General features: G+C 57.4%; 23 protein-coding genes. 7 read left to right on the top strand and 16 right to left on the bottom strand.

All coding sequences use genetic code 11. From position 1 onward, the window contains the following. Positions 1-61 precede the first annotated feature (61 nt). The 10 genes from J4E00_RS15920 to J4E00_RS15965 form a co-directional block, all read right to left on the bottom strand. Positions 62-1,720, bottom strand: a complete 1,659-nt coding sequence (locus tag J4E00_RS15920; RefSeq protein ID WP_208176173.1) for a hypothetical protein — start codon at positions 1,718-1,720, stop codon at positions 62-64. Then, positions 1,707-2,318 (bottom strand): RNA polymerase sigma factor, encoded by a 612-nt coding sequence (locus J4E00_RS15925; protein ID WP_208176174.1) that lies wholly within the window; start codon positions 2,316-2,318, stop codon positions 1,707-1,709. The genes J4E00_RS15920 and J4E00_RS15925 overlap by 14 nt, the downstream gene beginning before the upstream one ends. 266 nt (positions 2,319-2,584) lie before the next feature. Continuing rightward, positions 2,585-5,566, bottom strand: a complete 2,982-nt coding sequence (gene secDF, locus J4E00_RS15930; protein WP_208176175.1) for a protein translocase subunit SecDF — start codon at positions 5,564-5,566, stop codon at positions 2,585-2,587. 150 nt (positions 5,567-5,716) lie between these two features. Continuing rightward, positions 5,717-6,088, bottom strand: coding sequence for a hypothetical protein (locus J4E00_RS15935; protein WP_208176176.1), 372 nt, complete (start codon positions 6,086-6,088; stop codon positions 5,717-5,719). A 409-nt stretch (positions 6,089-6,497) separates the two neighbouring features. After that, positions 6,498-7,202: a hypothetical protein gene (locus J4E00_RS15940; RefSeq protein ID WP_208176177.1), complete on the bottom strand. Its 705-nt coding sequence runs from the start codon at positions 7,200-7,202 to the stop codon at positions 6,498-6,500. Positions 7,203-7,233: 31 nt separating this feature from the next. Next, entirely contained in the window at positions 7,234-7,695 is a 462-nt protein-coding gene (locus tag J4E00_RS15945) for a DUF4268 domain-containing protein (RefSeq protein ID WP_208176178.1), read from the bottom strand. 98 nt (positions 7,696-7,793) lie between these two features. Next, the gene (locus J4E00_RS15950; protein WP_208176179.1) at positions 7,794-8,186 is read right to left on the bottom strand and encodes a hypothetical protein; all 393 of its coding nucleotides are present in this window, start codon (positions 8,184-8,186) and stop codon (positions 7,794-7,796) included. A gap of 174 nt (positions 8,187-8,360) precedes the next feature. Beyond that, positions 8,361-8,993, bottom strand: a complete 633-nt coding sequence (locus J4E00_RS15955; protein ID WP_208176180.1) for a uridine kinase — start codon at positions 8,991-8,993, stop codon at positions 8,361-8,363. Between the two features lie 176 nt (positions 8,994-9,169). Beyond that, positions 9,170-9,763, bottom strand: a complete 594-nt coding sequence (rdgB, locus tag J4E00_RS15960; RefSeq protein ID WP_208176181.1) for an RdgB/HAM1 family non-canonical purine NTP pyrophosphatase — start codon at positions 9,761-9,763, stop codon at positions 9,170-9,172. Positions 9,764-9,930: 167 nt separating this feature from the next. Beyond that, positions 9,931-10,389 carry a hypothetical protein gene (locus J4E00_RS15965; RefSeq protein ID WP_208176182.1) on the bottom strand — a complete coding sequence of 153 codons (459 nt, stop codon included), beginning with the start codon at positions 10,387-10,389 and terminating at the stop codon, positions 9,931-9,933. A 205-nt stretch (positions 10,390-10,594) separates the two neighbouring features. On the opposite strand from J4E00_RS15965, the gene J4E00_RS15970 reads away from it, so the two are divergent. The 6 genes from J4E00_RS15970 to J4E00_RS15995 all read left to right on the top strand — a co-directional run bounded on the left by J4E00_RS15970 (position 10,595) and on the right by J4E00_RS15995 (position 16,062). Further along, positions 10,595-10,864: a type B 50S ribosomal protein L31 gene (locus J4E00_RS15970; protein WP_208176183.1), complete on the top strand. Its 270-nt coding sequence runs from the start codon at positions 10,595-10,597 to the stop codon at positions 10,862-10,864. Positions 10,865-11,039: 175 nt separating this feature from the next. Further along, entirely contained in the window at positions 11,040-12,251 is a 1,212-nt protein-coding gene (locus J4E00_RS15975) for a GlmU family protein (protein ID WP_208176184.1), read from the top strand. After that, positions 12,248-13,390 carry an ATP-binding protein gene (locus J4E00_RS15980; protein WP_208176185.1) on the top strand — a complete coding sequence of 381 codons (1,143 nt, stop codon included), beginning with the start codon at positions 12,248-12,250 and terminating at the stop codon, positions 13,388-13,390. The genes J4E00_RS15975 and J4E00_RS15980 overlap by 4 nt, the downstream gene beginning before the upstream one ends. A 48-nt stretch (positions 13,391-13,438) precedes the next feature. Next, positions 13,439-14,362: a hydroxymethylbilane synthase gene (gene hemC, locus J4E00_RS15985; protein WP_208176186.1), complete on the top strand. Its 924-nt coding sequence runs from the start codon at positions 13,439-13,441 to the stop codon at positions 14,360-14,362. A gap of 114 nt (positions 14,363-14,476) precedes the next feature. Continuing rightward, positions 14,477-15,124, top strand: a complete 648-nt coding sequence (locus J4E00_RS15990) for a peptidylprolyl isomerase (protein WP_208176187.1) — start codon at positions 14,477-14,479, stop codon at positions 15,122-15,124. Between the two features lie 29 nt (positions 15,125-15,153). Beyond that, positions 15,154-16,062: an SDR family oxidoreductase gene (locus J4E00_RS15995; RefSeq protein ID WP_208176188.1), complete on the top strand. Its 909-nt coding sequence runs from the start codon at positions 15,154-15,156 to the stop codon at positions 16,060-16,062. Between the two features lie 740 nt (positions 16,063-16,802). Here J4E00_RS15995 and J4E00_RS30285 read toward each other — a convergent pair. From J4E00_RS30285 to J4E00_RS16015, 4 genes are all read right to left on the bottom strand, one after another. Beyond that, positions 16,803-17,519, bottom strand: a complete 717-nt coding sequence (locus J4E00_RS30285) for an ABC transporter permease (protein ID WP_410779757.1) — start codon at positions 17,517-17,519, stop codon at positions 16,803-16,805. A gap of 248 nt (positions 17,520-17,767) precedes the next feature. Continuing rightward, positions 17,768-18,814, bottom strand: a complete 1,047-nt coding sequence (locus tag J4E00_RS16005) for an ABC transporter permease (protein ID WP_208176190.1) — start codon at positions 18,812-18,814, stop codon at positions 17,768-17,770. Positions 18,815-18,817: 3 nt separating this feature from the next. Beyond that, a complete protein-coding gene (locus J4E00_RS16010) occupies positions 18,818-20,611 on the bottom strand; it encodes an ABC transporter substrate-binding protein (protein WP_208176191.1) in 1,794 nt (597 codons plus the stop codon). A 36-nt stretch (positions 20,612-20,647) separates the two neighbouring features. Beyond that, positions 20,648-21,118: a hypothetical protein gene (locus J4E00_RS16015; RefSeq protein WP_208176192.1), complete on the bottom strand. Its 471-nt coding sequence runs from the start codon at positions 21,116-21,118 to the stop codon at positions 20,648-20,650. Positions 21,119-21,555: 437 nt separating this feature from the next. Here J4E00_RS16015 and J4E00_RS16020 point away from each other — a divergent pair, with 437 nt between their 5' ends. Continuing rightward, entirely contained in the window at positions 21,556-23,028 is a 1,473-nt protein-coding gene (locus J4E00_RS16020; RefSeq protein ID WP_208176193.1) for a hypothetical protein, read from the top strand. A gap of 104 nt (positions 23,029-23,132) precedes the next feature. Here J4E00_RS16020 and J4E00_RS16025 read toward each other — a convergent pair whose 3' ends face one another. Next, positions 23,133-23,753: a PKD domain-containing protein gene (locus J4E00_RS16025; RefSeq protein ID WP_208176194.1), complete on the bottom strand. Its 621-nt coding sequence runs from the start codon at positions 23,751-23,753 to the stop codon at positions 23,133-23,135. 41 nt (positions 23,754-23,794) lie between these two features. After that, positions 23,795-24,532, bottom strand: a complete 738-nt coding sequence (locus tag J4E00_RS16030; RefSeq protein WP_208176195.1) for a LytR/AlgR family response regulator transcription factor — start codon at positions 24,530-24,532, stop codon at positions 23,795-23,797. Between the last annotated feature and the right edge of the window lie 19 nt (positions 24,533-24,551).

Consider the following 24,551-nt stretch of genomic DNA (forward strand, 5'->3'; position numbering starts at 1 on the left):
ATAATGAAGGATGAACTGGCTTTAGGCCAGTAAGTTATACCCCACTGGGTGGGCCGGATAGTTAGAAACCGTACTTCGCGCCGAAAAACACACCGCCGCTGGTAAGCTGCACCTTGCCGACCCCCACGCCAGCCAGCGGCACCTTCAGGTAAGGCTCAGCTTGCAGGCTCCAATGCGTGCCCAGCCGGTGCTCATAGCCAAAGGAAAGGTTGAGCACGCTGAACAGGTGCTGGTTCTCATTCACGTAAGTGCGGTCCCATACATAAGGTGTGTTGTACTCCGTGTAATCGTACATGTAGCGCTCGCGCTGCATGAAAAATGACGACAAGCCTACCGAGCCAAACAGCCGCGCCTGGGGCCGGACCACGGCATCGTAGCGTAGGTTCAGGGGCACATCGAGCACTGTGCAGGCACCATCTACCCAGGTGAAATTGCGCGTGGCCGCTTTGGGGTAAGCGCCCCAGTCGTAGTCTTCGCGGCGGGCTACGTATTGCTTATTGGCACGCAGCAGGCCGGTGCTCACGCGCAACCGGTTGGTGAGGCGGTATTCCAGCACCACGCCGATGTTGAGCTTGGGCCGCTCCACATCCACAAATTTTACCGTGGTCAGGTCGGGGGCGGCCACTAGCCCGATGTAGAAGCGGGGCTGCCGTACCGGTGCTGGTAAGTCGGCCGGTACTACGGCAATAGGTGCCAGCGGGGACGGCAGGCCGGCCGGAATAGCCAAGGGCATTCGACTGGTAATAGGAACAAGGGCGGCGACGGCTGTTGCGGAGGAGCTGCCAGCCAAGGCATCCGGTGCATCGGCTTTTGTTCCTTCATTAGCAATGGCTTCTGGAAGGACAGCTGTCTGGTCCAGCAAGGGCGACTGGCCTTCGCGGCGAAGCTGACCCGGGGCGGCAGCATCTGCAACTACTGCCTCGGCGGGGGCTCCGGTGGGAACCGCGATGCTGCCAGCCGCCGGATGCTGGTCGGTATTTTTTGCAAGTACTGGGCCGCTACCAAAACCTTGCTGGGCCACTGCAGCTACCGAAATGCCCGGAGCGTTACGATGCTGCCGATTTCGGGTATGTTCTGACCGAGCCGCAGTGCTTCGGCGGCCCTTTATCAAGCGTCCTGCTGGCAAAACTGCGCCATGAAAAGCTAGCCCGGATTCGGCTGCATTCCGCCGTCGGCGGTTGAGTGTTAGGCCAGTAGTGCCAGCAAAGGGCATTTCTGGAGTTGAGGCAGCGTGGTTTACTGTAGGCGCGGCGGCAATGGCTGTCGACGAATAAGGCGCTGATTCCAGCCCAGAGGCCCCCGCTGATGGTGCAGGTGAAACTGTCGAAGCCGCCTTGTTTGCAGTCGTTTGAGTATTGGGCTGTGCAGCGGCAGCATCTTTAGCCGCGCCAATGGTGACAGATTGGTCGGTGACGCGCTGCTGGGTCAGGCTGGTATTATCAACCGCCCTAGCATTCGCACCAGAGGTTGGTTTGGATGGGCTTTCGGCTAAATGGGCTGTTGCAGTTGGCCAGGCCAGCCAGCCCAGAAGCAAAATGGCCACTATGGCTACCTCGGCCGCAAAAAACTTCCACAGCCGGCGGCGTACGGCGCGCTCTATCACGGCCTTGTCCAGCTCGGTCTCCAGCCGCAGCCAGGCGTCCAGGGGGAAGGGCGTTGGCTCCGGTTCCGGCGGGTTTAGCCGCTGGAAGGCCTTATCGATATCATTATCCGACCACATAGCGAGCTGAAGAAGTAGTGTGCTGGGCCAGCATCGTCCGCAAATGGGCTCGGGCCTTGAATAGGTTTGATTTGGAAGTGCCCACGGAAATGTGGAGCTGTTCGGCAATTTCCTCGTGGCCGAAGCCGTCAATCACTGCTAGATTGAACACCGCCCGATAGGCTGGCGGCAGGCGCTGCACCAAGGCTAGCAGCTCATCGTAACTCAGGTTGTCGAGCGGAGTAGCGGCCTGGTCGGCCTGGTTCAGGGTCACGTCGTCTAGCTCCTGCTGGTGTTGGTGGCGTTCGTTGGCGCGGTAGTGGTCGATGGCCGTGTGAATCATGATGCGCTTGAGCCAACCCCGGAACGAGCCCAGCACATCCTCGGGGTGCCGGGCCATGTCGAAACGGTACAAGTCACGGAAGACTTTCAGGAAACCGTCATTGACTGCCTCCATCGCCTGGTCGCGGTCGCGGGCATAACGCAGGCAAATGCCCATTGCAAACCCATGGAACTGCCCGTAAAGCCGCCGCTGCGCTACCCGCTCCTGCCGGATACAGGCAGCCAGTAGCTCCGCGAGCGTTGGTGGAGTATGGCGAGGTGGGGAAACGTGCAGCATGCGCAGCGGTTGACGGGCTTCTATCAGACCACTCGGAAGATAGCAAAAAATGGTTGCCTGTGTCTGAACCACGGATTGACGCGGATTTTGCGGATTCCCGGATTTTGTGGCCGGTCCCGCCGGATTGCCCAGTTCCGCAGTCGATAGAATGAAAAAAGGCCGCCCATCGGGCGGCCTTTTTTCATTCTATCGACTGGCGTCAAACTTCCTGTCGATTCTGGATTAGTACGTCCACGAAATCCGGGAAATCCGCGTCAATCTGTGGTTTAGACGTTGGCCGTGCTCAGCTTGGGGGCGTCGCCAGGCGTGTTGGTCACGTCCTCACCGCGGGCAAGGCGCTCACGCTCCTCTTTTTTACCATAGGTATCGAGGATGATTGGGGTGGCGATGAACAGCGACGAGTACGTGCCGAAAATCACACCGATAATCATGGCGAAGGAGAACGAACGCAACGTTTCGCCACCGAACACATACATCACGAACACTACCAAGAACACCGTGGTGAACGTAATCATGGTGCGCGAGAAGGTCGAGTTCAAAGCTGGGTTCACCACTTGGGCAAAGGTCAGCTTGGGGTTCTCGCGCAGGTACTCGCGGATACGGTCATAGATAACCACTGTGTCGTTCATCGAGAAGCCGATAACCGTGAGCAGCGCGGCCACAAAAATCTGGTCCATCTCGTAGTTCAGGCCGAAGAGGCGGGCAATCGGGAAGGCTGCAATCACGAGCAGGGCATCGTGGAACAGTGCTACCACGGCAGCCATCGAGTACTGCCAGCGCTCGAAACGGAACAACACGTACACGAAGATGCCCAGCAGGGTGAGGCCCAGCGAGAGCACCGAAGTGCGCTTGATGTCGTCGGCAATGGTAGCGCCCACTTTCGAGGTCGATTTGATTACCGGCGCGTCGGCGCTGTAGGCTTGCAGGCCTTGGTTCAATGCGGCTACTACTTTGGCATCGGCGGCAGGGCTTTCATCCTCGGCCAGGTAGCCGGTGGTGATGCGCAAGCGGTCGGGCGCGCCGTACTGCTTCACTTCAAGGCCAGCGTCTTGGAACGACGGACGGATTTTGTCGGCCACGTCGGAGGCAACCATCGTTTTGTTGAAGTCAACCACGTAAGCGCGGCCGCCTTTGAAGTCCACACCCAGGTTCGGACCGCCCTGCACTGCCATCAGCACAAAGCCAACGATGATGAAGACCGCCGAGAAGGTGTAAGCGAGCTTGCGCTTGCCCACAATGTCAAAGTTCAGGTTCTTGAATAGGTTGCGCGAAATCGCGGTGCTGAAAGTCATCGGGTGGTTCTCGTTGCCTTTCACCATCCACTCAATGATGAGACGCGACACGAACACGGCCGACAGGAACGAGGTGAGTACGCCAATGCCGAGCGTAACCGCGAAGCTCTGTACCGGACCCGTGCCGAAGAAGCCGAGAATCACGGCAATCAGCATGGTCGTCACGTTCGAGTCAAAGATAGCCGAGAAGGCCCGCGAGTAGCCTTTGTTTATGGCATCGGTGAGGCCAAGGCCGTGGTCCAGCTCTTCCCGAATTCGTTCGAAAATCAGTACGTTGGCATCCACCGAGGTACCCATCACCAGAATCAGACCGGCGATGCCGGGCAGCGTGAGGGCGGTACCGAACTGTGCCAGCACCCCCAGAATCAGGAAGATGTTGAAGAGCAAGGCGATGTCGGCTACGATACCGGCACGGCCGTAGTAGAAGGCCATGAACAGCATGATAATTACCACGCCGGCCAACGACGAGTACAGGCCTTGGTTGATGGCTTCCTGACCCAGAGACGGACCAACTACCGCTTCTTCCACGATGCGCGTGGGGGCGGGCAGCTTACCAGCCTTCAACTGGTTGGCCAAGTCATCGGTGTCTTCCACGCTGAAGCTACCCGTGATGCTGGTGCCACCACCCGAAATCTCGCTCTGTACTACCGGAGCCGAGCACACGTAGTCGTCGAGCACCATGGCCACTTGCTTGCCGATGTTGGCAGCCGTCATTTTCTGCCACTTGCGCGAGCCCGAGGGCGTCATGTTCATCAATACTTCGGGCTGACCGTTCTGGCCGAGGTCGGCACGGGCATCGCTCACTACTTCGCCGCCCAAGGGAGGTACGCCGTCGCGGGTTTTGCGCACCGGAATCAGCTCCAGGTACTCCTGCTTCTCAATGGTAGTCGGCTTCAGGCTCCAGAGCAGGGCCAGGGTGGGGGGCAGGGTGGCTTTGGCTTCGGGCGAGCGCAGGATTTTATTCATGGCCGAAGTATCACGCAGGTTCACGCCCAGGCGGCCAGGCATGGTAAAGAGTTTGGCGAGGGCCCCACCCTTATTGGCAGTGGCCGAGTCAGCAGCCGATTTGCCATCTTTTTTCTTAGCCAGCTGAGCAGCGAGCGAAGTCGAGTCGCCAGCGGCGCTGGTAGCGGTAGTGTCGGTAGTGGTAGCAGCGGGGCCGGCTTTGGCAGCAGCTTCTTTGGCTTGCAGCTGCTTGTCGAGGGCTACCAGGAAGGGATTCACTTCGTTCTGGTTCCATACTTCCCAGAACTCCAGCTTGGCCTGGCCTTGCAGCAGCTTGCGCACGCGGTCGGGGTTGTCTACGCCCGGCAGCTCGATTTGCAGGCGGCCGGTGCCTTTCACGCGCTGGATGCTGGGCTGGTTCACACCGAACTTGTCGACGCGGGTGCGCAGGATGTTGAACGACCGGTCGATGGCTTCCTCTACTTCCTTATCGATGGCACCAATCACCTTCTCATTCGAAGAGTTGATGTCGATGTTGCGGCTCTTGTTGGTGGTGTTGGCGAAGATGCTAGCCAAGGGCTTGCTAGGCGCATTTTGCTGCCAGGCCTGGGCGAAAAGAGCTGTGAAAGGCGTGCTTGAGTTGGTTTTCTGAGCTTCCTGCGCATCGGCCAGCGACTTGTTGAAAGCTGGGTCTTTGCTGTTGCCGCTCATGGCGCGCACAATTTCCACCGGCGATACTTCCAGCGTTACGTGCATGCCGCCTTTCAAGTCAAGGCCGAGGCCGAGCTCGCTCTGGCGCACTTCGCGGTAGGTGAAGGGGCCGAACACGGGCGCCCGCCACACCGAGTCAAGGTAGTGCTGGCGCTGACCTTCGTCAAGCTTGCCGTTTTTGGTGGCATACGCCACGGCCTTCTCCTGCACCCCGCGCGAGACGTAGGTGAAGAAGAGGAAGTACGCACACAACGCCGTGACGACGAGGGTAAGCGCGATAATTAATCCTTTATTACGCATTTTAGAAGTGTTGAAATTTGAATGTTGAGGGTTGGGTGCCCGGCTGTAAAAGCAGGGGTGAATGAAGCTGAAAGGGCCAAATACTGAGTAAACCGTTGGCCAACCAGCGAACAGTCATTCAGCATTCAACCCTCAAAAATCAATCCTTCACTAGGGGGCCTGCGGCGATAGCGCCACGGCCAGCAGCCGGGCCCGGAAAACCTCACCGGCCCGAATGCCCGCCAACAGGCGTGGGGCAGCCAGCAGCTGACGTAGCGTGGGCAGCCAGGTGGTGGTAGCTGGCAACGGCAACCAGGCCGTGCCCAGCGGAGCCACAAAGTGCTTAAGCGAAGCAGTGGCTTCCAGCAGCACTTTTTGCTTGACGACGGTGGCGCGGGTGGGTGCGGTCCACGTTGTCTCGCTCTTACCCACGGGGCGGAGCACGCTCACAGCCCGCTGGTTCAGGCCCAGCACCAGCAGCACCGTGGCAGTGAGCCAGGCGAAGCGGAGCGAAAGCCAAAAACGGGAGAGTAGCGCCAACATGGTATAAACGGGGTCTGCAAAGATACTATTTTGAGAGGAACGAGCGCAAGGGTTCTTTTGGGGCGCCGACTAAGGGCCCGTGCAATCCACTAAACCAATTTTACAGCCCTATCAACTTGGCCGTAAAAGTCAAGCTAGCCAAGCGTTTCAATAGTTCGAAAACAGTACTCTTAAGCTTCTTAGCGTGTTTGCAGAGGCTAATAATATCTTCTCAAGAAACCTGAATTGCAAGGTAGCGCGTAGCGGCGGCAGGTTTGTAGCACTGGGAGTATAACATAGGTGAAGCCGCGTAGCGGTAACAGAAACGCTGAACGAATCTGTCATCGCTACGCGGCTATTTCACAACTGGGCTGAAATAATGCAGGCCCTCTGTACTCGTATAATGGCTGGTGTTTGAACGGCTATTCCGTTACCATTCTAGTTTAGTGCCATCGTACAACTCATCGGGGTCGATTTCAGTGACTTCTACTCCGCACCTGGCCAAGCCAGCTAGGATAATATCCCGCATTTCGCCCAGGTTGTTGCGCACATAAGGGTGGGAGAGAGTCCGGTAATGGTCGGCTACCACAGCGGCGGTTAGTTTGCCCAGTGTTCCAGTTGGCAATATCCACCGCACCCACGGCAACTGGCTCACGATTACGGCCATTGCCAATCCATATATAAGGGGCATGCCCCAGCCGGGCCACAACCCCCAACACATAGCCGCTCCTACGGCCCACATTGCCACAAATAGTAGCGCGGACATCCGTAGTCTAGGTAGTGGCAGCATGCTTGTTTGCTGCAGCTCGCGCCATAGCCGCCGGCGTTGGCGCCACGGAAACAGCGTTTGCAGCTGGGCCCGCGGGACTATTTCAGCACGCGTTAAGCCTTGGGCCATCAAGGCCCGGCGCAGCCGATAAAAGGTGCGCTGCGTGGCGCAAGCAACAGTCAGCCCCGATGGATTTTCACCTATTTGCGCTACCAGGTGTCGTTCTACTACTGCCCAGACATCGCCCACTGTCGTGACCTGGGCGAATTCGTCCCGGACGAAACGAATGCCGAAACTGCGCTCCCAGGCTGGCACAATGTCCTGGCCGAACATTTCGTCGTCAATTGTTAAACGGGCGAGGGCCATGTTGCCAAAGATAAGAACGGGCTTCCCTAACCTACTTCAGCGCCTCAAATGCATACTGGGCATCCGCCCAGAAGGTATCTAGCGCCACTAGCCGTGGTTTAAAGAACGATATCAGCGCCGGCCAGCTCGCACGGTCGAACAGGTTGGCCGGGGCCAGGTCCTTGTAGATGCGGCTGAACTGCTGGCCGTGGGCATCGATGGCTTCGGCCTCCCAGGTCCAGGTTTCGCCAAGGGTTTCGTGCAGCAGCGTGCGCAGTTCCAGAAACTGCTCCCAGAACAGTTCCCGGATACCCGCATCGGGGTGCGTGAGTTCGATGCCGATGCTGGCCCGCCGGTTGTCGGCCTGCATCCGGAAATACACGTTTTTCAGCCCCGTTTTATAGTTTATCCAGTTAGTGGTGTCGCCCTCGGCCGAAGGCACCGGGGCCATGTACTGCCCAAGCGTGGTCCAGAAAGCCTGGCGTAGCTGGGTAGTTTCTGCTTTGCTGTACATTCCTATAGGGTACGGGGTCGGAGGACCTAGGGTAAGATGTTGCTGCAATAATAATAGCTCTTATCCCTCAGGTCCTCCGACCCCCGTACCCTACAACGTTACAGCGGGGTGGCCCACCAGCCAGCCTCGTTACTCTGAATAGCAACGCCGCCCGCATTGTGGTAGTATTCCTCCACACACTCTTTGAAGCCGGCATTGTTGGTGCTGGCAAAGCAAACGGCGTGGTCGGCAGTGGGCAGCGGGCCGGTGTGCACGGCAAATACGCTGCCGCGCTCGGCCTTGGTGATGATGAGGTAAGTAGTATCCGTCAGCTTGCTCAGCGAAGCGTCAAACGCCTGGCCGTATTCCTTGTCCGGCGTTACGGAGACGCGCAGTGCTGCATTGCCAGCAGGGTGTTGCAACACGCCGGCCTGGCCATTCTTATCGCAGCTCATCAGCCCCATCAGGCCAGCTGAAAGCAAAAAGGAGAAGCGTAGAAAGGAGCGTTTCATAAGCAAAGAAGCCGGGTGGCCGATGAGAAAGAGGTGAGTATAAAGGAGACTGCTCAGAAAAGTGGGTGCTTTCTGAAATCAACGGTTCAAGTTAATCTATTTTAACTTATACTTTATGAGGAAGCCACAAACTTTATACGGCTCTTACGCCCAAAGGTGCCATTGATACTGCTGCTATTGCTCGGCCCCAGCAGCCACCTTGGATTTTAGGAAACCCACCAGCACCTCTAGCCCGCGCTCGAAGTGGCGGTTGTTGGGAATCACGATGTCGGCGTAGTGCTTGTAGGGCGCGATGAATTGCTCGTACGTGGGGGCTACGTGGTGCGTGTAGCGATACAGCACGTCGGCCAGGTCGTAGCCTCGCTCGTCGCGGTCGCGGATGATGCGGCGATGCAGCTTCACGTGCTCTTGGGCATCGATGTACACTTTCAGGTTGAGCAGCTTGGCAATTTCCTCAAAGTGAAACACGAAGATGCCCTCTACCACCACAATGGGTGCGGGCCGGAACACGAGTTCTTTCGGTGTCACGGCGGCATTGTTGAAGGTGTATTCCTTACGCCGCACCTCGTGGCCCTGGCTGATGTGCAGCACATCGGCGGCATAAGCAGCAGCGTCGATGCTAGCCGGCAGGTCAAAATTTTCTACCCCCATATCGTCGCGCAGCTGCTTTTCGCGCGGATGATAATAGTTGTCCTGCGAGATGAGGCAAATCTGTTCCTCCGGAAAAGCTTCCAGCAGCCGGCGCAGGAAGGTGGTTTTGCCAGAAGCGCTGCCGCCGGTAATACCAATTAAGTAAGGGGTCTGCATAGCAGGCAAAGATAACGCTTCGCTTAATGAAGAATGAGGAGGGAAGAAGGAAGAGTCGGGCGTTTCTGTCCTTCTTAGCTTGCAAATGACCGTCTCACGCCTGCGCTAATTTTGAGTTGTTGCCAACCTGTTCATCGACGATAAGGTCCTTCGTTGCTGCTTGAATCGCCAAACAATCAGGATGAGAGCGAGGCCGCATTCAAAAACGCGACCAGCCCAGCCACCGCCCGCGCCCGGTGGCTGATGAGGTTTTTCTCGGTGCCCGTCATTTCGGCGAAGGTGCGGCCGTCGCCTTCGACGGGCACAAATACCGGGTCGTAGCCGAAGCCGCCCGTGCCGCGCACCGCCTCGGTAATGTGGCCGTCTACTTCGCCCGCAAACTCGTGCATCGTACCATCGGCCCCGGCCAGGGCCACCACCGTCCGAAACCGGGCCGAGCGGTCGGGCGACCCGGCCAGCTCATGCAGCAGCTTGGCAACGTTGTCTTCGGCCAGGCGCTGGGGGCCGGCGTAGCGGGCTGAATACACGCCCGGCTCTCCGTTTAGAGCTGCTACTTCCAGTCCGGTATCATCGGCGAAGCAGGCCACGCCGTAGTGTTGGCGCACGTATTCAGCCTTTTGGCGGGCATTGCCTTCGAGGGTATCCTGGGTTTCGGGCAGCTCTTCGTGGCAGTTGATGTCGGCCAGGCTCAGCAACTCGATGCTAGCTGGCAGCAGCGGCCGAATCTCATCGAGCTTGTGAGCATTATTGGAAGCGAAGCAAAGGCGCATGGGGTGAGTAGTGAGGTGAATTGGCAAAAGAAAGCGAAAAAAAGAACGTCATGCGGAGCTTGCCGAAGCATCTCTACTGCAATACTAAATTTAATTAGCTACGTGGTAAAGATGCTTCGGCAAACTCCGCATGACGTTTTGCCAAATCAATATGCTATTGTGTTGTCCTACCGGAACATCGACTTGATGGTGCCCCAGGAGCGCTGCACGGCGCTGGGCGTGCCTGCCAGAATAGTCAGGTAACTCTGGTCGCCGTTGGGGCTGCGCACGGTGAGGCGGTAGGTGTAAGGGCCATTGCCGGCGGCCGGCGTGGGGGTAGAGGTACCGGGGCCACTCAGCCGGTACACATTGGTGTCGAGGTATTGATAGCGACGCTGCCCGGTAGCTGCTGTGGTGCTGACCGTCGTGAAGCTGGTTTCGGTGGCAGCTTTGCGCGAGAGCTCAAATCCCGTGATATTGGTTTCGGTGTCCACTTCCCAGTCCACGCGCACCGTGGAACCGGTGTAGGCCGCCGAGAAAAGGGTGAGCGTAGCGGCATAAGCCACAGCTACGCTCCCGAGCAACAGCAGCAGGATGAGGAGGCCGGAGCGGCGGAAAAGACGGCGGATGAGTATGGGTTTCAGCACGCGCGACAGGCTGGCCCCAAGTGTGGGCCGAATTCAAATGTACAACCTTTTCAGAAAGTCAACAACCTCAGTCGCACGACCTGACGTGGCCGGCCGCACCGGAAAATGTTTAGACTCAGAGTTGGGTATTTCCGAGCTAAGCTGTACTTTTGCAGTCCCTTCCGCAAAATCGGCAGGGTTCAATTGGTAAAACAGGCCCTTCGATATGAAAAAAGACACGCACCCCGAGTATCAGGAAGTAGTATTTCAGGACTCTTCTTCTGATTTTAAATTCATCACCCGCTCCACGATGAAGCCGACCGACACCATCGTGATGGAAGACGGCAAAACGTATCCGCTGGTGAAAATCGAAGTAAGCTCTGCTTCGCACCCCTTCTACACCGGCAAAAACATGTTCATCGACACGGCCGGTCGCGTGGAGAAATTCCGCAGCCGCTACGCCAAGAAAGAGCAGAGCAGCGCCAACAAAGCGTAGCTTTTGCTAAGCTGTTAGTTTGTAGCTGCTAGCTGTTCGCTTTTTGGAAACTCCTTCTGGTAACTACCGGAAGGAGTTTTTTATTGGCCCTTCGCCAAGTTGTCTGCCGTAAATTTGGGCTTGCTTAAAAATGAGGCTACTGGCCAACCGCTAGTAGCTAACTGCTTATAAAATCATGCACGTATTGCTTTTCGATGACCCGGCCATTCGGCCGCACTTGCTGCCCTTCACCTTTACCCGTCCGGTGGCGGCGCTGCGTTGCGGCATCCTCACGCTGGCCGAAAAATGGCAGCATCGCCTGGGCGTCGAAACCGTTGGCTACCTCACTCAACCCTACCTGCAAGCCAAGTTTCCGGCCGGCGATGTACGCGGCGCGGCCCTAATTATCAACGGCGCCGTGTGCCCCGATGACGTGCTGGTGCGTCAGGTACAGGCCCTCACGCCCGGCCAGGCTCTGTACTGCGACGAACTGCTGGTGGCCGCGCACGTAGCTGATGCGGCGTTGGTAGCCGAGCTTATCCAAGACGGTATTCCGGAAACGCGGCAGGTGGCCGAGCCCGTGACGGTGATTGACCGGCCGTGGCAGCTGTTCCTGCGCAACGGTGTGGAAATCCGCCGCGACTTCACCCTGCTTACGAAAGGCCGCACTTCGCAGCCTGTCGGCGATGCCCACACCATTGTGTATGGTGCCGAAAACATCTTTATCGAGGAGGGAGTGAAAATCCGGGCAGCTATTTTGAATGCGGAGGACGGCCCGATTTACTTGGGTAAAAACTCGCAGGTGCACGAAGGTGCTATCATCAAAGGCCCATTGGCCCTGTGCGAGGGCTCACACATCAATGTTGGTGCTAAGATGCGCGGCGACAATACCGTAGGGCCGTTCTCGAAAGTAGGCGGCGAAGTGGGCAACAGCATCCTGCTGGGATACAGCAACAAAGGCCACGACGGCTACCTGGGCAACTCCGTCATCGGCGAGTGGTGCAACCTGGGTGCCGATACCAACACGTCGAACCTCAAAAACAACTACGCGCCGGTCAAAATCTGGAGTCACACCGCCAAGCGCTTCGTAGATACCGGCCAAACCTTCTGCGGCCTCATGATGGGCGACCACAGCAAATGCGGCATCAACACCATGTTCAATACCGGTACGGTGGTGGGCGTGGGGGCCAATATATTCGGGGCTGGCTTTCCGCGCACCTTCATCCCAAGTTTCAGCTGGGGCGGCGCGGCGGGCTTCGAAACCTTTAAGCTGCCGAAGGTGAACGAAGTAGCCGAGCGCGTGATGGCCCGCCGCAGCCTCCCGTATGATGCGGTGGAGCAGAAGATTATGCAGGCGGTGTTTGAGGCAACCACGGAGGATAGGATTTGGGAAAAGGTGAAGTCATGACTTTTGCCGAAATTCCTAACCAAACTGCCGTCAAAAGCCTGCTACGCCAGTCGGTGCAGCGGCAGCACGTGGCGCACGCCCAGCTTTTCCGGGGGCAGGAGGGCAGTGCGGCGCTAGCCCTCGCTCTCGCTTATGCCCAATACCTGAACTGCGAGGAGCGCGCCCCCGGGGCCGACGACAGCTGCGGTCACTGCCCGGCTTGCACCAAAACAGCTAAGCTGGCCCATCCGGACCTGAACTTCATCGTGCCCGTAACCACCACCAAAACAGTGGCCAAGGATGCAGTGAGCAGCAAGTTCATGGCCGAGTGGCGCGCCTTCATCCTCGATAACCCATACCAGGGGCTCAACGATTGGATGCAGCACATCGGGGCCGAGAACAAGCAGGGCAACATCAGCAAAGACGAGGCCGTGCAAATTCTGAAGCTCGTGAGCCTGAAAGCGTTCGAGGCGCGTTTTAAAATCGTCATCCTCTGGCTGCCCGAACTGATGCACCCCGCCGCCGCCAATGCCGTGCTCAAGCTGCTGGAAGAGCCGCCGCCCGCCACCATCTTCCTGCTGGTGAGCCACGCGCCGGAGCTGCTGCTGCCCACCATCATCAGCCGGGTGCAGCCGGTGGTAGTGCGCCCGTTTTCGGAGGACGACATCACTGCGTACCTGCATGCTGAGTACCAAGTGCCCGAAGCCAAGGCTCGCCAGGTAGCCCAACTGGCCGAAGGCAGCCTGGGCGCCGCCCTGGCCAGCCGCGACGCCAACGCCGACCACGACTACTTCGAATTCTTCCGCGACTGGATGCGTCTCTGCTTCAACTACGGCAGCAAGGCGGGGGATATTATCAAGAAAAGCGAGGAGTTTCAGAAGCTAGGCCGAGAAAACCAGAAAGAGCTGTTGGCGTATTCGCTTGGTCTTGTGCGCAAGGTGCTCCTGTTCGGCATCGACCCGAAATTCGTACCCCACCTCGCCAACGGCGAGCAGCAATTCGTGACCGGCTTCGCCAAATTTGTGACCCCGCGCAACGCCGACTTACTAACCAAAGAGTTGACCGACGCCCACTACCACATCGAACGCAACGCTAATGCCAAAATGGTGTTCGTGGATAGCTCGCTACGCCTGGGCGGGCAGCTGCGTCTGGCCCAATAATCTGTACTGCCACTTTGTTAACTGCTCACTGTTAGCTGATAACTGAAAATGACCATCCGCCTTGCTACCCGCGCCAGTCGCCTTGCCCTTTGGCAAACCGAACATGTTGCCCATCTGCTGCAAAAAGCTGGCTTCGAAACCGAAATTGTGCCCATGCAGACCACCGGCGACGCTGTGCAGGACCGTAGTTTAGCCAAGATTGGCTCTAAGGGCGTCTTTACCGAAGAACTGGAAAACAGCCTCCTGCGCGGCGAAACTCACCTTGCCGTGCACTCAGCTAAAGACGTGCAAAGCAGCATCCCGCGCGAGTTGGAGTTGTTGGCGTTCTTGGAGCGCGAGCAGGTAAACGACGTGGTGCTGAGCTTCGACGAAAATTTCTCGCTCGATAAGCATGGCATCGTGCTGGGTACCAGCAGCACGCGCCGCAAGGCTCAGCTGCGCCGATTCTACCCCCACGCCGAAACCGCCGAAGCCCGCGGCAACCTCCAGACCCGCCTGCGCAAGCTGGAAGAAGGCCAGTTTGATGCGCTGGTACTCGCCTATGCCGGCGTGCACCGCATGGGCTACGAGCACTTGGTACGCCACACGCTGCCGGCCACGCAGTTTGTGCCCGCTACCGGCCAGGGGAGCATTGCTGTGGAGTGCGCCGCAGAGTTAGACAACGAACTGAAAGCCCGTTTGAAAACTGCCCTCGACCATCCCGCCACTCATACTTGCCTGCTAGCCGAGCGGGCTTTTTTGCACACCATGGAAGGCGGGTGCAGCATTCCGTCGTTTGCCCTCGCCACCCTGCACAATGGCACCTTGCGTCTACATGGCGGGCTCATCAGCCTCAGCGGCGAAGAATATGTAGAAGAAATTCAGACTGCTCAAGCGGCCGACGCCTATAGCTTGGGTGTTTCCGTGGCCGATGCGGTGCTGGCCCGCGGCGGGCGCGAAATTCTGGCCAGCATCCGCGAGCACCGGGGCTAAGCAGCCACCTGCCGAATCCGCGTAGTTTTGCCTTCCGTTATTTACAGCATAAGTAGCAAGACTAATTCGTTGTCTTGGTGCTTGCTACCTAATTCTGATTACCTACTGCCTCAAATGAAACCTTCCTTCTCTTCTTTTGCCAGCTTGCTATTGGCCCTGCTGTGGCTTGCTACTCCCGTCTTCGCCGCCGGAAAGCCCGGCAAGTCTCCCAAAAAGAGTAGTAAGGATGAAGTGGTGACCATCACCACGCCGCAGGGCGTTATCCGCCTCATTCTGTTTGATGACACCCCATTACATAAGGCTAATTTTCTGAAAAAGGCTCAGAACGGCTTCTACACGGGCACCACTTTTCACCGCGTCATCGACAATTTTATGATTCAAGGCGGCGATATAAATTCCAAGGATGCCGACCCCAGCAACGACGGCCTCGGCCAGCCCAATGAGCCGACTATTCCGGCTGAGTTGGTAGGCCATCAGCACATCTACGGCGCTGTGGCTGCAGCCCGCATGGGCGGCCCGGCCGGTACGCCCAGCAGCGGGAGCCAGTTCTACCTGGTTGAAAACCACGATGGCACACACTTTCTCGATGGCCAGTACACCGTTTTCGGGCAGGTTATTCAGGGGCTTGATGTCATCGATAAGATTGCCAAACTGCCCAAAGGCCCCACTGACCGCCCTTTGACCGACTCCAAAATGACTGTGAAAGTAGAAAAGCTGAAGCGGAAAAAAATCACCAAGCTCTACGGCTACAAGTATGAGTAATGCCCACTGTAACTAATTAGCCTGCAGGTATGAAAATTTTCCTCACTGGTTCCAACGGCCTGCTCGGTCAGAAGCTCGTGGCCCAGTTGCGGCAGCAAGCCGGGGTGGAACTGCTGGCCACTTCCCGCGGGACTAACAAGCTGGCCGACCTGTACCCGGATGTGCGCTTCGTGCCGCTCGACGTGACTGATGTCACCCAGGTGCGGCAGCTGTTGGCACAGGAGCAACCCACGCACCTCATCCACACCGCCGCCATGACCAATGTGGACGAGTGCGAGCAAAACCGCGCCGCATGCTGGCAGCAAAACGTGACAGCAGTCGAGAATCTGGTAGCTGCCTGCGCCGAAGCAAACATCCACCTCACTCACCTCAGCACCGACTTCGTCTTTAGTGGTGAGCACGGCCCACTGGCCGAAGACGCCGCGCCGGGGCCAGTAAACTTCTACGGCGAAAGCAAGCTGGCCGCCGAGAAGGCAGTGCAGGCCAGCACCGGCCGCTGGGCCATTGCCCGCACTGTGCTGGTGTATGGCGTGGCACACGACTACGGCCGTAGCAACATTCTGCTATGGGTGCGTGACTCCTTACGCGCCAGCAAAGCCATTAAAGTAGTGGCCGACCAGTGGCGTACGCCTACCCTGGCCGAAGACCTTGCCCAGGGCTGCTGGCTGATTGCCCAGCAGAATGCCCAAGGCATTTTTCACATCAGCGGCGATGAGTTACTGACGCCTTACGCCATGGCGCTACGCGTGGCCGCCCACTTTGGCCTTGATGCCAGTCTGATTGAGCAAGTGGATGCCAGTTGTTTCTCTCAGTCCGCCAAACGGCCAGCTCGCACGGGCTTTTTCATCGATAAGGCCCGGCGCGAGCTTGGGTACACCCCGCGCGGTTTGGCCGAAGGCATTGCGCTGGTAGCTGCGCAGAGCGACGCAGAAGCATAAAAAAAACCCGCCGGGGTAGACGGCGGGTTAACACTCAACAAGGGTAGACTGTGAGCAGTAGAATCTGTCGATGGGGTAGAATATGGTGCCGGATTCCAGGGTGTTGGAACAGTTGATTGTGAGAGCTGGAAATTGGAAAGATTAAAATAGTTGAAAGCAAAAGCTGATTAGCCGCACTTAGTGCTGGTGCCAAACACCTACCAGTAACCCGCCTACAAGTACCGCAGTGCGTCCCTGAAGAGCTGCCTCACCTACCGCACGAGGAACTACCGTGCCATCTGGGGTCACGAAGTCGATGCCTACGGAGATAGGACGTGTGGTGCCGTGCGTTTTGGGACGCCTCGGGGTATTCAGGGAGGGATAAATGAGCAGGTACATAGGCGAGAGAGGTAGAAGGAGGTGATGCAATCCAAACCACATAATCTGTGGGCTGGCTAAGACAATACAATGTTACTGCCGCAGGTCGCCGCACAAAAGGACACTCTGCCCTATTTTCGGACATCAGAAAATAGACTGAGTTGTTAAAAAAATGCTACTGATTTAGCATAAAAGCATGGGCCTTGGTTGTGGTTATATAAATAATATATGGATATTGGTTTGATAATCAATGCATTACCTTGGTTGATTCTTCCTGTGTGGCTTTGTTGGAAAATCGAAAAAAACAGCGATTTGTGACATCAAAAGTGCCAAATATGTACTGTTATTTTACTGCTAAAATCATCGAAACGACAGGCTGTATATCAGGGTTGGGAAGATTGGTGCCTACTTAATATATAAAGACTTAATATGCTTGTAATCAGACATAAACATGGAAAAAAAGCTATCCACCAAGCGCTTTGGTCGTGGCGAATCCCTGCTAATAGCCGTCCCCAGCTAGCTACGTTCGGGGGCAGGCCAATACCTAAAAAGGACAGCGTACTTTCTAAGCCAAGCAGCCCCGCCATGCTCAGCGGGAAAGCCGCGCGTAGCGGCTGCACGGCATGAGGCAGCGCATGCCACAGCCACACGCGGCCGGGTGAAAATCCAGTAGCCCGAGCCGCCTCTACGAAAGGCAAGACGCGAACCCGCAGCATTTGGGCGCGCACCAGTCGGGCAGGTTGCGGCCAGCTGGTGAGCGCCAGCAGCAACAGCATCCCTTGGATGGCGACGCTGGTACCAGCCGCAATAGCCACCACCAGTATCAGGCGCGGAATGGTGTCAAGGGTGGTGGCTATTGCCATAACGATGGAATCGAGCGGCAGGCGCCAGGCAGGAAGGGGACGTTGCCGCCACTTTGCTATAGCCAGCAAGCAGCCGCTTGCGGCCGCCGCGCCTACCAGCACCAGCCATGGCCACGGCAAGCTCAGAGCCCACCACACACAAGCTACCAGCAACAGCCAGTAGGGTGCTGCCAAACGGCTTTGGTTTAGCCAAAACCCTGCTGCTCCGCCTGCTATGGCACCCAGCAAGGCAGCCATTACAGTGGCGGGGAGCGTGAGAGCTACCGCCGTTCGCGCGCCAAAAACCAGTTGGCTAAGAATGTCAAGGCCCTGTGAGTCGGTGCCCAGCCAGTGCTTGCCAATACTAAAAGGTGGCTGCGATACCTGGGACAAATCGGGTACATTGGGCAGATAGGGCAGGGGAAGTACCGGTGCCAGCGCTGCCGTTAGCAACACCACACTTAGCCATCCCAGAGCAATTCTCTGGGGCCAAGAGCGAGAAAATATCAGGACTGCCAACGGATACGAGGGTCGGCCCAAAGGTAGAGGAGGTCGGCGAGCAAAAGGGCCAGGAGCCGGGCCAGCCCAGTAAGCAGCACGCCACCTACCAGAATGGGGAAGTCCCGATTGGCAGCCGCTTCGGCCAGTAGCCGGCCCATGCCTGGCAGCGCAAACACCACTTCTACTACTACGGCTCCGGCTACCAGCGCTGGCAGCAATTGTGCAACTTGCGTCAGGGTGGGTAACAGGGCATTGCGTAGTACGTGGTTTCGGATAATGCCTTGCTCAGAAAGGCCTTTGGCCCGCGCCGTAATGGCATAGCCTGCCCTCAGCTCCTGCGTGAGGGCTGCCTCCAGCTGAAGAGTAAAATCGGGCAAAGCGGAAAGGGTGAGTGCTGCTACTGGCAACACCAAGTGCCAGATGTACCTCACAAACTGAGTAGTTGCATCCAGTTGCTCATCAGCAGCGTCATCAAGGCCGTAAGTGGGAAACCACGCCAGCATCTCAGGATTCGCCAGCAACAGCAGCAGCGCCAGTGCTACTACAAATAGAGGCAGTGCATGCAGTCCCAACAGTATGCCCCGCCCAGCCCGGTGCCACCACGGCCGTGTGGCCAAACGCTGCGCCAAGCCCAGCGCCCCCAACACCGCCAGTACCGCAGCAGTGCCCGTAAGTGGCAGCGTGTAGGCCAGCGCAGTACCCAGTTGGCTACTCACTGCTTGCCCAGTGCGAAACGAAGTGCCCAAGTCACCGTGCAACAAACGACCGGCCCACCGATGGTATTGGTTGTGCTGTCCGTTCCAGTGCCAGCCATTGCCATCATTACGGCCAATATAAAAAAGTGGCAGGTCAAGGCCGAGGCGTTGCCGTATGGCTTGCTGCGCCGCCCGGCGTGCTACCGCAGTGGTTGTGGTTGCTAAGTCAGTCGTGTCCGGCAGCACTAGCTCAGTGGTCGCGTTCAGGCTGCGGTAGCTGAGCAAAAACACTACCGAAGCGAGTACCCAAACTGCCAGGCCGGTTCGGAACAGGTGCCACAGTGCGCTGCGTACCATGAGTTATGGCACCTGTGGCGCAGAATCCCAGGCCAGCGTCATAACTGAATAGCCTGGTTTGAGGCTGTTCACATGAATGCCGGTTAGGTTCCGGCTGGCCGCGACGCGGTTGGGTAGGAAAAAAAGCGGTGCCATCGGACTCTGGTCCTGCATCATGGCCTGAAACCGCCGTAGAAGCTGGGCACGGCGTATCTTGCTGTCGGCAGCGGCAATAGCTTCGATAAGTTGGTCGCTGGCCGGCGTGCTGTAGCCCGATGCATTACCCGCGCCAATACCAGCAGTGTGCAGAATAGGGATGAAGTTGAACATAAACGGATTGCCTCCCAACGTGCGCAGGTACACATCAAAGTCACCGGTTTGCAAAGCCTGGGAGAAGGCGCCGGACTCGGTTGGTAAGAGCTGAACAGGAACGTCAATGCTGGCCGCCGCTGCTTGAAATTGCAATGCAACGGTTGCAAAAAGCTCATCGCCAGCCCGGTAGCGCAGAGCCAGCCGCAATTCCTGGCGAGGGCCTCGGACGGGAGTACGCGTCCAACCCATTACCTCACCCATACGGCTTGGGCGCCAGCCGGCTTGCCGGAGCAGGGCCGCGGCACTCTTGGGCACAAAAGGCAGCGGTGCAATACTGTCGTTATAGTTCAGGTGGTCGTTTGGGCTGATGAGGCCGACCGTAGGCTGGCCCTGGCCCAACTGTGTGGCCCGGAGCAAGCCGGCTGCATCAAAACACTGGCTGAGTGCACGCCGCGTCTGGGCATCGGCCAAGATTGGGTGCCGCGTATTAAAGCCAGCCGTGGCCACATCGTGCGAGTCCGAAGTATAAAAGCGTAGCGTTTTCGCAGCCGTGGAGGAAGCGCGTAAGCGGGAAAACTCGTGGGCTGGCACTCGCGGATACAAATCAATTTCACCACGCTGCAGGGCCAGGGTAGCCGTGGCCGCATCCGGAATAATGGCGTACGTAAGCTGCTGAGGCCGTGCTTGCAGCACAAAAGGAGTTGGCCGCACCTGGTCGGCCCACCAGTGCGATTTGCGATGAAACGTTATGTACCGGTCTTTTTCCCATTTCACCAGCTGATAGGCACCGCAGCCCGGTAGCTGCCGGGTAGCCTGGGAGGTAATGGCCGCTAGGTAATGCCGCACCACTGTCTGAATACCAGAATCAGTGGCGATTTCGGCACGTCGGTATTGGAAATCAGCCAAGTCGAAGTGTCGTAAGCTGCCATGCGGGTCGAGTTCAGCTTCGGGGAGTATGAAGAAGTCGCCGGTGGTATGGGCATATTCTATCGAGCGGCCCCGGCAAAGAAAAGAGAAGCGCCGTGGGTCATTTGCGGCTACTTGTAGTGCCCGAATAAAGTGATACTGGCTCTGAGCCACCTCATTAGGCAGGCCGGGGCAAAGCATCAGCTTGAGCGTGAAATCTACGTCGCTGGCCAGTACCGGCTGGCCGCTGTCCCAGGCGGCAACACTACGAATGCGGTAGCCGATGGCCGTTATCGAATCGTTGAGGAACTGGACCGAGGGCAATGCCTCCGCTAACGCAGGTGCCAGCGTCTGGGTCGAAGCATCAGCCTGAAGTAGGCTGATATTTAATAGGTTATAAGCATCAAGTGCGGCTTGATTGTGCAAGCTCAGCGGGTCCAGGGTTTCGGGGTCGTGGGCCCAGCGGATGCGGATAGTAGCGTCTGAAGAGTGTTTGCGTTTGCTACAGCCGAAGGTCAGCAGCAATGCTACAATACAGAACGAATAACGTATTGAGAAATAGAAGTTCACGTGGTAAGCCTGGACTGTTCCCGTAGCCACGGGAAAGCAATATAGGCACGAAAGGTCCGCTTGAGATTAAGCTGCGATGTCGCCGCCCCAGCCGCCGATGCCGCCATCAACCATTGCAATATCGCCACCCCAGCCGCCGATACCACCGCCGTTGAGGGCAACATCGCCGCCCCAACCGCCAATCCCGCCATCATTCAGCGTGAGGTCGCCGCCCCAGCCACCAATGCCACCGTCGTCTTCGGCACTAATGTCGCCGCCCCAGCCGCCGATGCCACCGTCGTCTTCCGCACTAATGTCGCCGCCCCAGCCGCCAATGCCACCATCGTCCTCGGCACTGATATCGCCGCCCCAGCCGCCAATACCGCCATCGGTTGTCGCTACAATGTCGCCGCCCCAGCCGCCGATGCCGCCGTCGTTAGCCAGCTTTGTGGAGGCGCTGATAGCAACAGCCTGCGGCTGTTGAGCAGCTGTGTTTTGAGTGGCGCTAGTAGTGAAGCTAGCAATTTGGAAAAGGGCAATAGTGAGGAGGTTCAGCACGGCGAATGAGTGATTAAAATCTGTGTCAGATGATGTGTCAGGTGATTGAATGACACAAAGTTGACGCTCTATTCAGCCGTACAAAAGGACAATATTGTCCTAAATGAGACTATTATTAATCGTATAAGTTATTTGTTTTTAATTAGAAAAAAAATATTGTTTTGGCCTGATTGAATTTCGACAAAGATTTTTTATCGCTCATTTCAGAAAAAAACCTCATTTTGTGACGTTAACCGCCCTAAAAGCTCACAATAATTCACGATACAAAGATTCAGTCACGCTCCACGATGAAAAAAGGAAAGAACACCCATTTTTGTGACGTCGGTTTTTACCACACTTCTTTTAGTAAATAGCCGTTTTCTGGGCGTTAGGCCATTTTTACGATGAATGAAATTGCAAATTTGGCGCGAATTGTGACATCCCGTAGTTTGGCATCTTTGCCAGTATTGGACCTGCACAGCCGGCAGCCGAACAAGGAAAACCAACTGGTAGCCGCGCTGACGAGTGCCCCGGAGGTGACCCAGCTGCAGGTGGTGAAAGCCATTTATGGCAAACCCACGGCCGCCAACACTCGGGCTTTGCAGAAGCTCCAGTCGCGGGTACGAACCAAGCTGCTGAATCATCTCTACTTTCTGGACCATTCGGATGCACGTCATCTGGTATCGCGGCGCTACGAGCTTGAGTGCCTAGACCTGCTGCACAAGGTAAGTATTCTATACGCCGAGCGCGAATACAAATTGACTGAGAGGCTATTGCAGCGCTGCCTACGCCTGTGCAAGCTTGGGGAATTTACGCAATACGAAGTGCAGTGCTCCCGTATGCTGCGGAGCCTGCACATGGAGCGCCAGCAGCCCATACCATATAAGAAGGTTACCAAGACCCTGCAAAAGGCCCAGCAGCAGCTGACCTGGGAAGACGAGGCCGAGCAACTATTTGCCGATACCCAGCTAGCGTTGAATGGCAGCGTGGCCGCCCGGCGGGCGGTGCTGACGGTACTACCCGAACGCATTGCACAGCTCGAGGCGCTGCACCGCCGGGCCCGTAGCTTCACTACCTATAATATGGTGTACCGAGCGCGGCTGGCATACGAAGAACTGCAGGGCAATTTTCAGGAGATGATTCGGGTGACGTCGGCAGCAGCTAAACGCTGGCGTGATGGCAAGCTCAATGCCCGGCGCTTCGATTTGCGCTTCAACCACTTCGTGAGCATTTATGCTTACCTACGTGGGCGGCAGCCAGTGCAGGGCCTGCGTCTGGCCGAGGAATATACTCGTGATTTTCATCCGTCGTCGAGCAACTGGTTTTATTTTCAGGAGCACCATGTGCTGCTGGCCCTGCACGCCGAGCAATACGAGCGTGCCCAAGAGCTGATGGCTGTGATTATGAAAAACCCGGCCTATATCATTCAGCGGGAAGCGGCCTTACAACGTTGGGACCTGTACCGCGCCTACATCGACTTTGTGCTGCCCCCGCCCCGGACCAATGCGGCGCGGTACCGGCAACTGGCGCAATTGGTGTTACAGCTGCCCGAGTACAGCCGCGACAAGCGGGGGCACAACGTGGCTATTCTGGTACTGCAGCTGCTGTATTTCCTGCGTGAGCGTAACCTCGAAGCCGTATTACTGCGCTTGGAACGCCTGCGCAAATACCAGCAGCGCCACCTCTACGAAGCCACTACGATACGTAGCCGATTATTCCTGCGGCTCCTCCAGTTAATCGTGGAGAAGAACTTTGACCCGGGGCAGGCCGCCGACCGAGGTAAAACGCTACTGCAGCAACTGAGCGACACACCGCCCCCCGGCAATGCCTTCGCGGAGGTTGAAATCATCCCTTACGAGCACCTGTGGGAGCTGGTGCTAAAGCTGCTGCGCGAAGGCGTGCCAGTGCCGCTTACTGCTGAACTGGCCTGACACCTTGCATGACAAGCTTTTGGGTTAAGCTTGATTTTCAAGCCAAAGGCGCGGCTGGATGAATCCGGCTGCGCCTTTGGCTTGGTGACTTGGTTTTGCAATGGCTACTGTTCCACCACAATTTCGCGCGATACGCAGTGACTGCTGATGCAGGCTGCGGAGCCGTAGCCACGCATGCTGAAGCGCACGGCGTAGGTGCCAGGCCGACGGAACGTATGCTGGGCTTTGGAGCCCTGCACCACAGTGCCGTCGCGAAAATCCCACACCAGCTGCACGTTGTTGCAGGTCAGGAGTTGGGCTTCGGGGGCCGTGAAACTCACGGCTTCGCCCACGCGCACGCGGGTGGCGGAGGGAGTGAAATCCACGATGTCCTGCTGCACGAGGTTGACGGGAATGTACTTCTGGCCGCGCCGGATTTCGCCGGTTTTATCCACGATGACGTCGAGCTCGACCACGTAGTTCTTGCGCTCCTTGTAGCAATGGCTCACCGTGGGGCCGGTGAGGGTGGTGCCATCGCCCATGTGCCACTGGTATGTGAAAGGGCCAGCAGGCTCGTCGATGGACGGGCGGCCGTCGAGGTCTACACAGAGCATACGGGGCAGCGGCGGGCCGCAGCCTACGCTGGTGGTATCGCCGGCCTGCTGGGCATGGGCCGCGGTGCTCATCATGAGCAGCACCAAAGCCGACAGCGAAAACCTGCCAAAACGGTCTACTGGAAAGCGCATACTAAGCAGAGAAAAATGATGAGATGGCAGCGCCGCAGAACTTAGAACTTATTGAGGCGCTGCATTACATCGCGCAAATAGGTCTGGCCCACCGGAATCAGCTTGCCCTCAACGATAACGGAATTGTCTTCTAAAGCCTGAATACGGTCGAAGTTGACGATAAAGGAACGGTGTACGCGGAGGAAGCGGGCACTAGGAAATTTTTCCTCCACTGCCTTCATGGTGCTATACACGATGAGCTTGGTCTGGCCCGTGACAATGTGCACGTAATCGCCGAGGGCTTCCACGTAGCGCACTTCGTCGAAGTTTATCCGCACGAGCTTGTTGTCAACTTTTACGAAGGTGAAATCGGCATCGGGGGCAGATGCTTCGATGGCGTCTGGGCTGGCAGCAGCCTGGTTATCGGCTCGCTCGCGGGCTTTTTGGGCGGCTTGCAGGAAGCGGGCGTAGCTGACGGGCTTCACCAGATAGTCGACCACAGCGTGCTCGAAGGCCTGCACCGCATAGTCCTTGCTGCTGGTGATGAGAACAACCATGGGCGGGTGCTGCAGGGTGCCCAGCAGCTCGATGCCGGAAAGCAACGGCATCTCGACATCCAGAAACAGCAAGTCGACAGGCTGGGTGCGCAGGACTTCGGCGGCTTCGACGGGATTGGTGAAGCTGCCTTCGGCGGTGAGAAAAGGAGTATTGGCAATGCAGTTCAGCACCACCTGTACCGACAGTGGGTCGTCATCGACCACAAGGCAGCGCAGGGGAGCGACAGGAGAGGTTGCAGGCATAAAAGCTGGTCAATGGACA

Origin of the sequence: Hymenobacter negativus (assembly GCF_017571495.1) — a bacterium.
Classification (GTDB): Bacteria; Bacteroidota; Bacteroidia; order Cytophagales; family Hymenobacteraceae; genus Hymenobacter; species Hymenobacter negativus.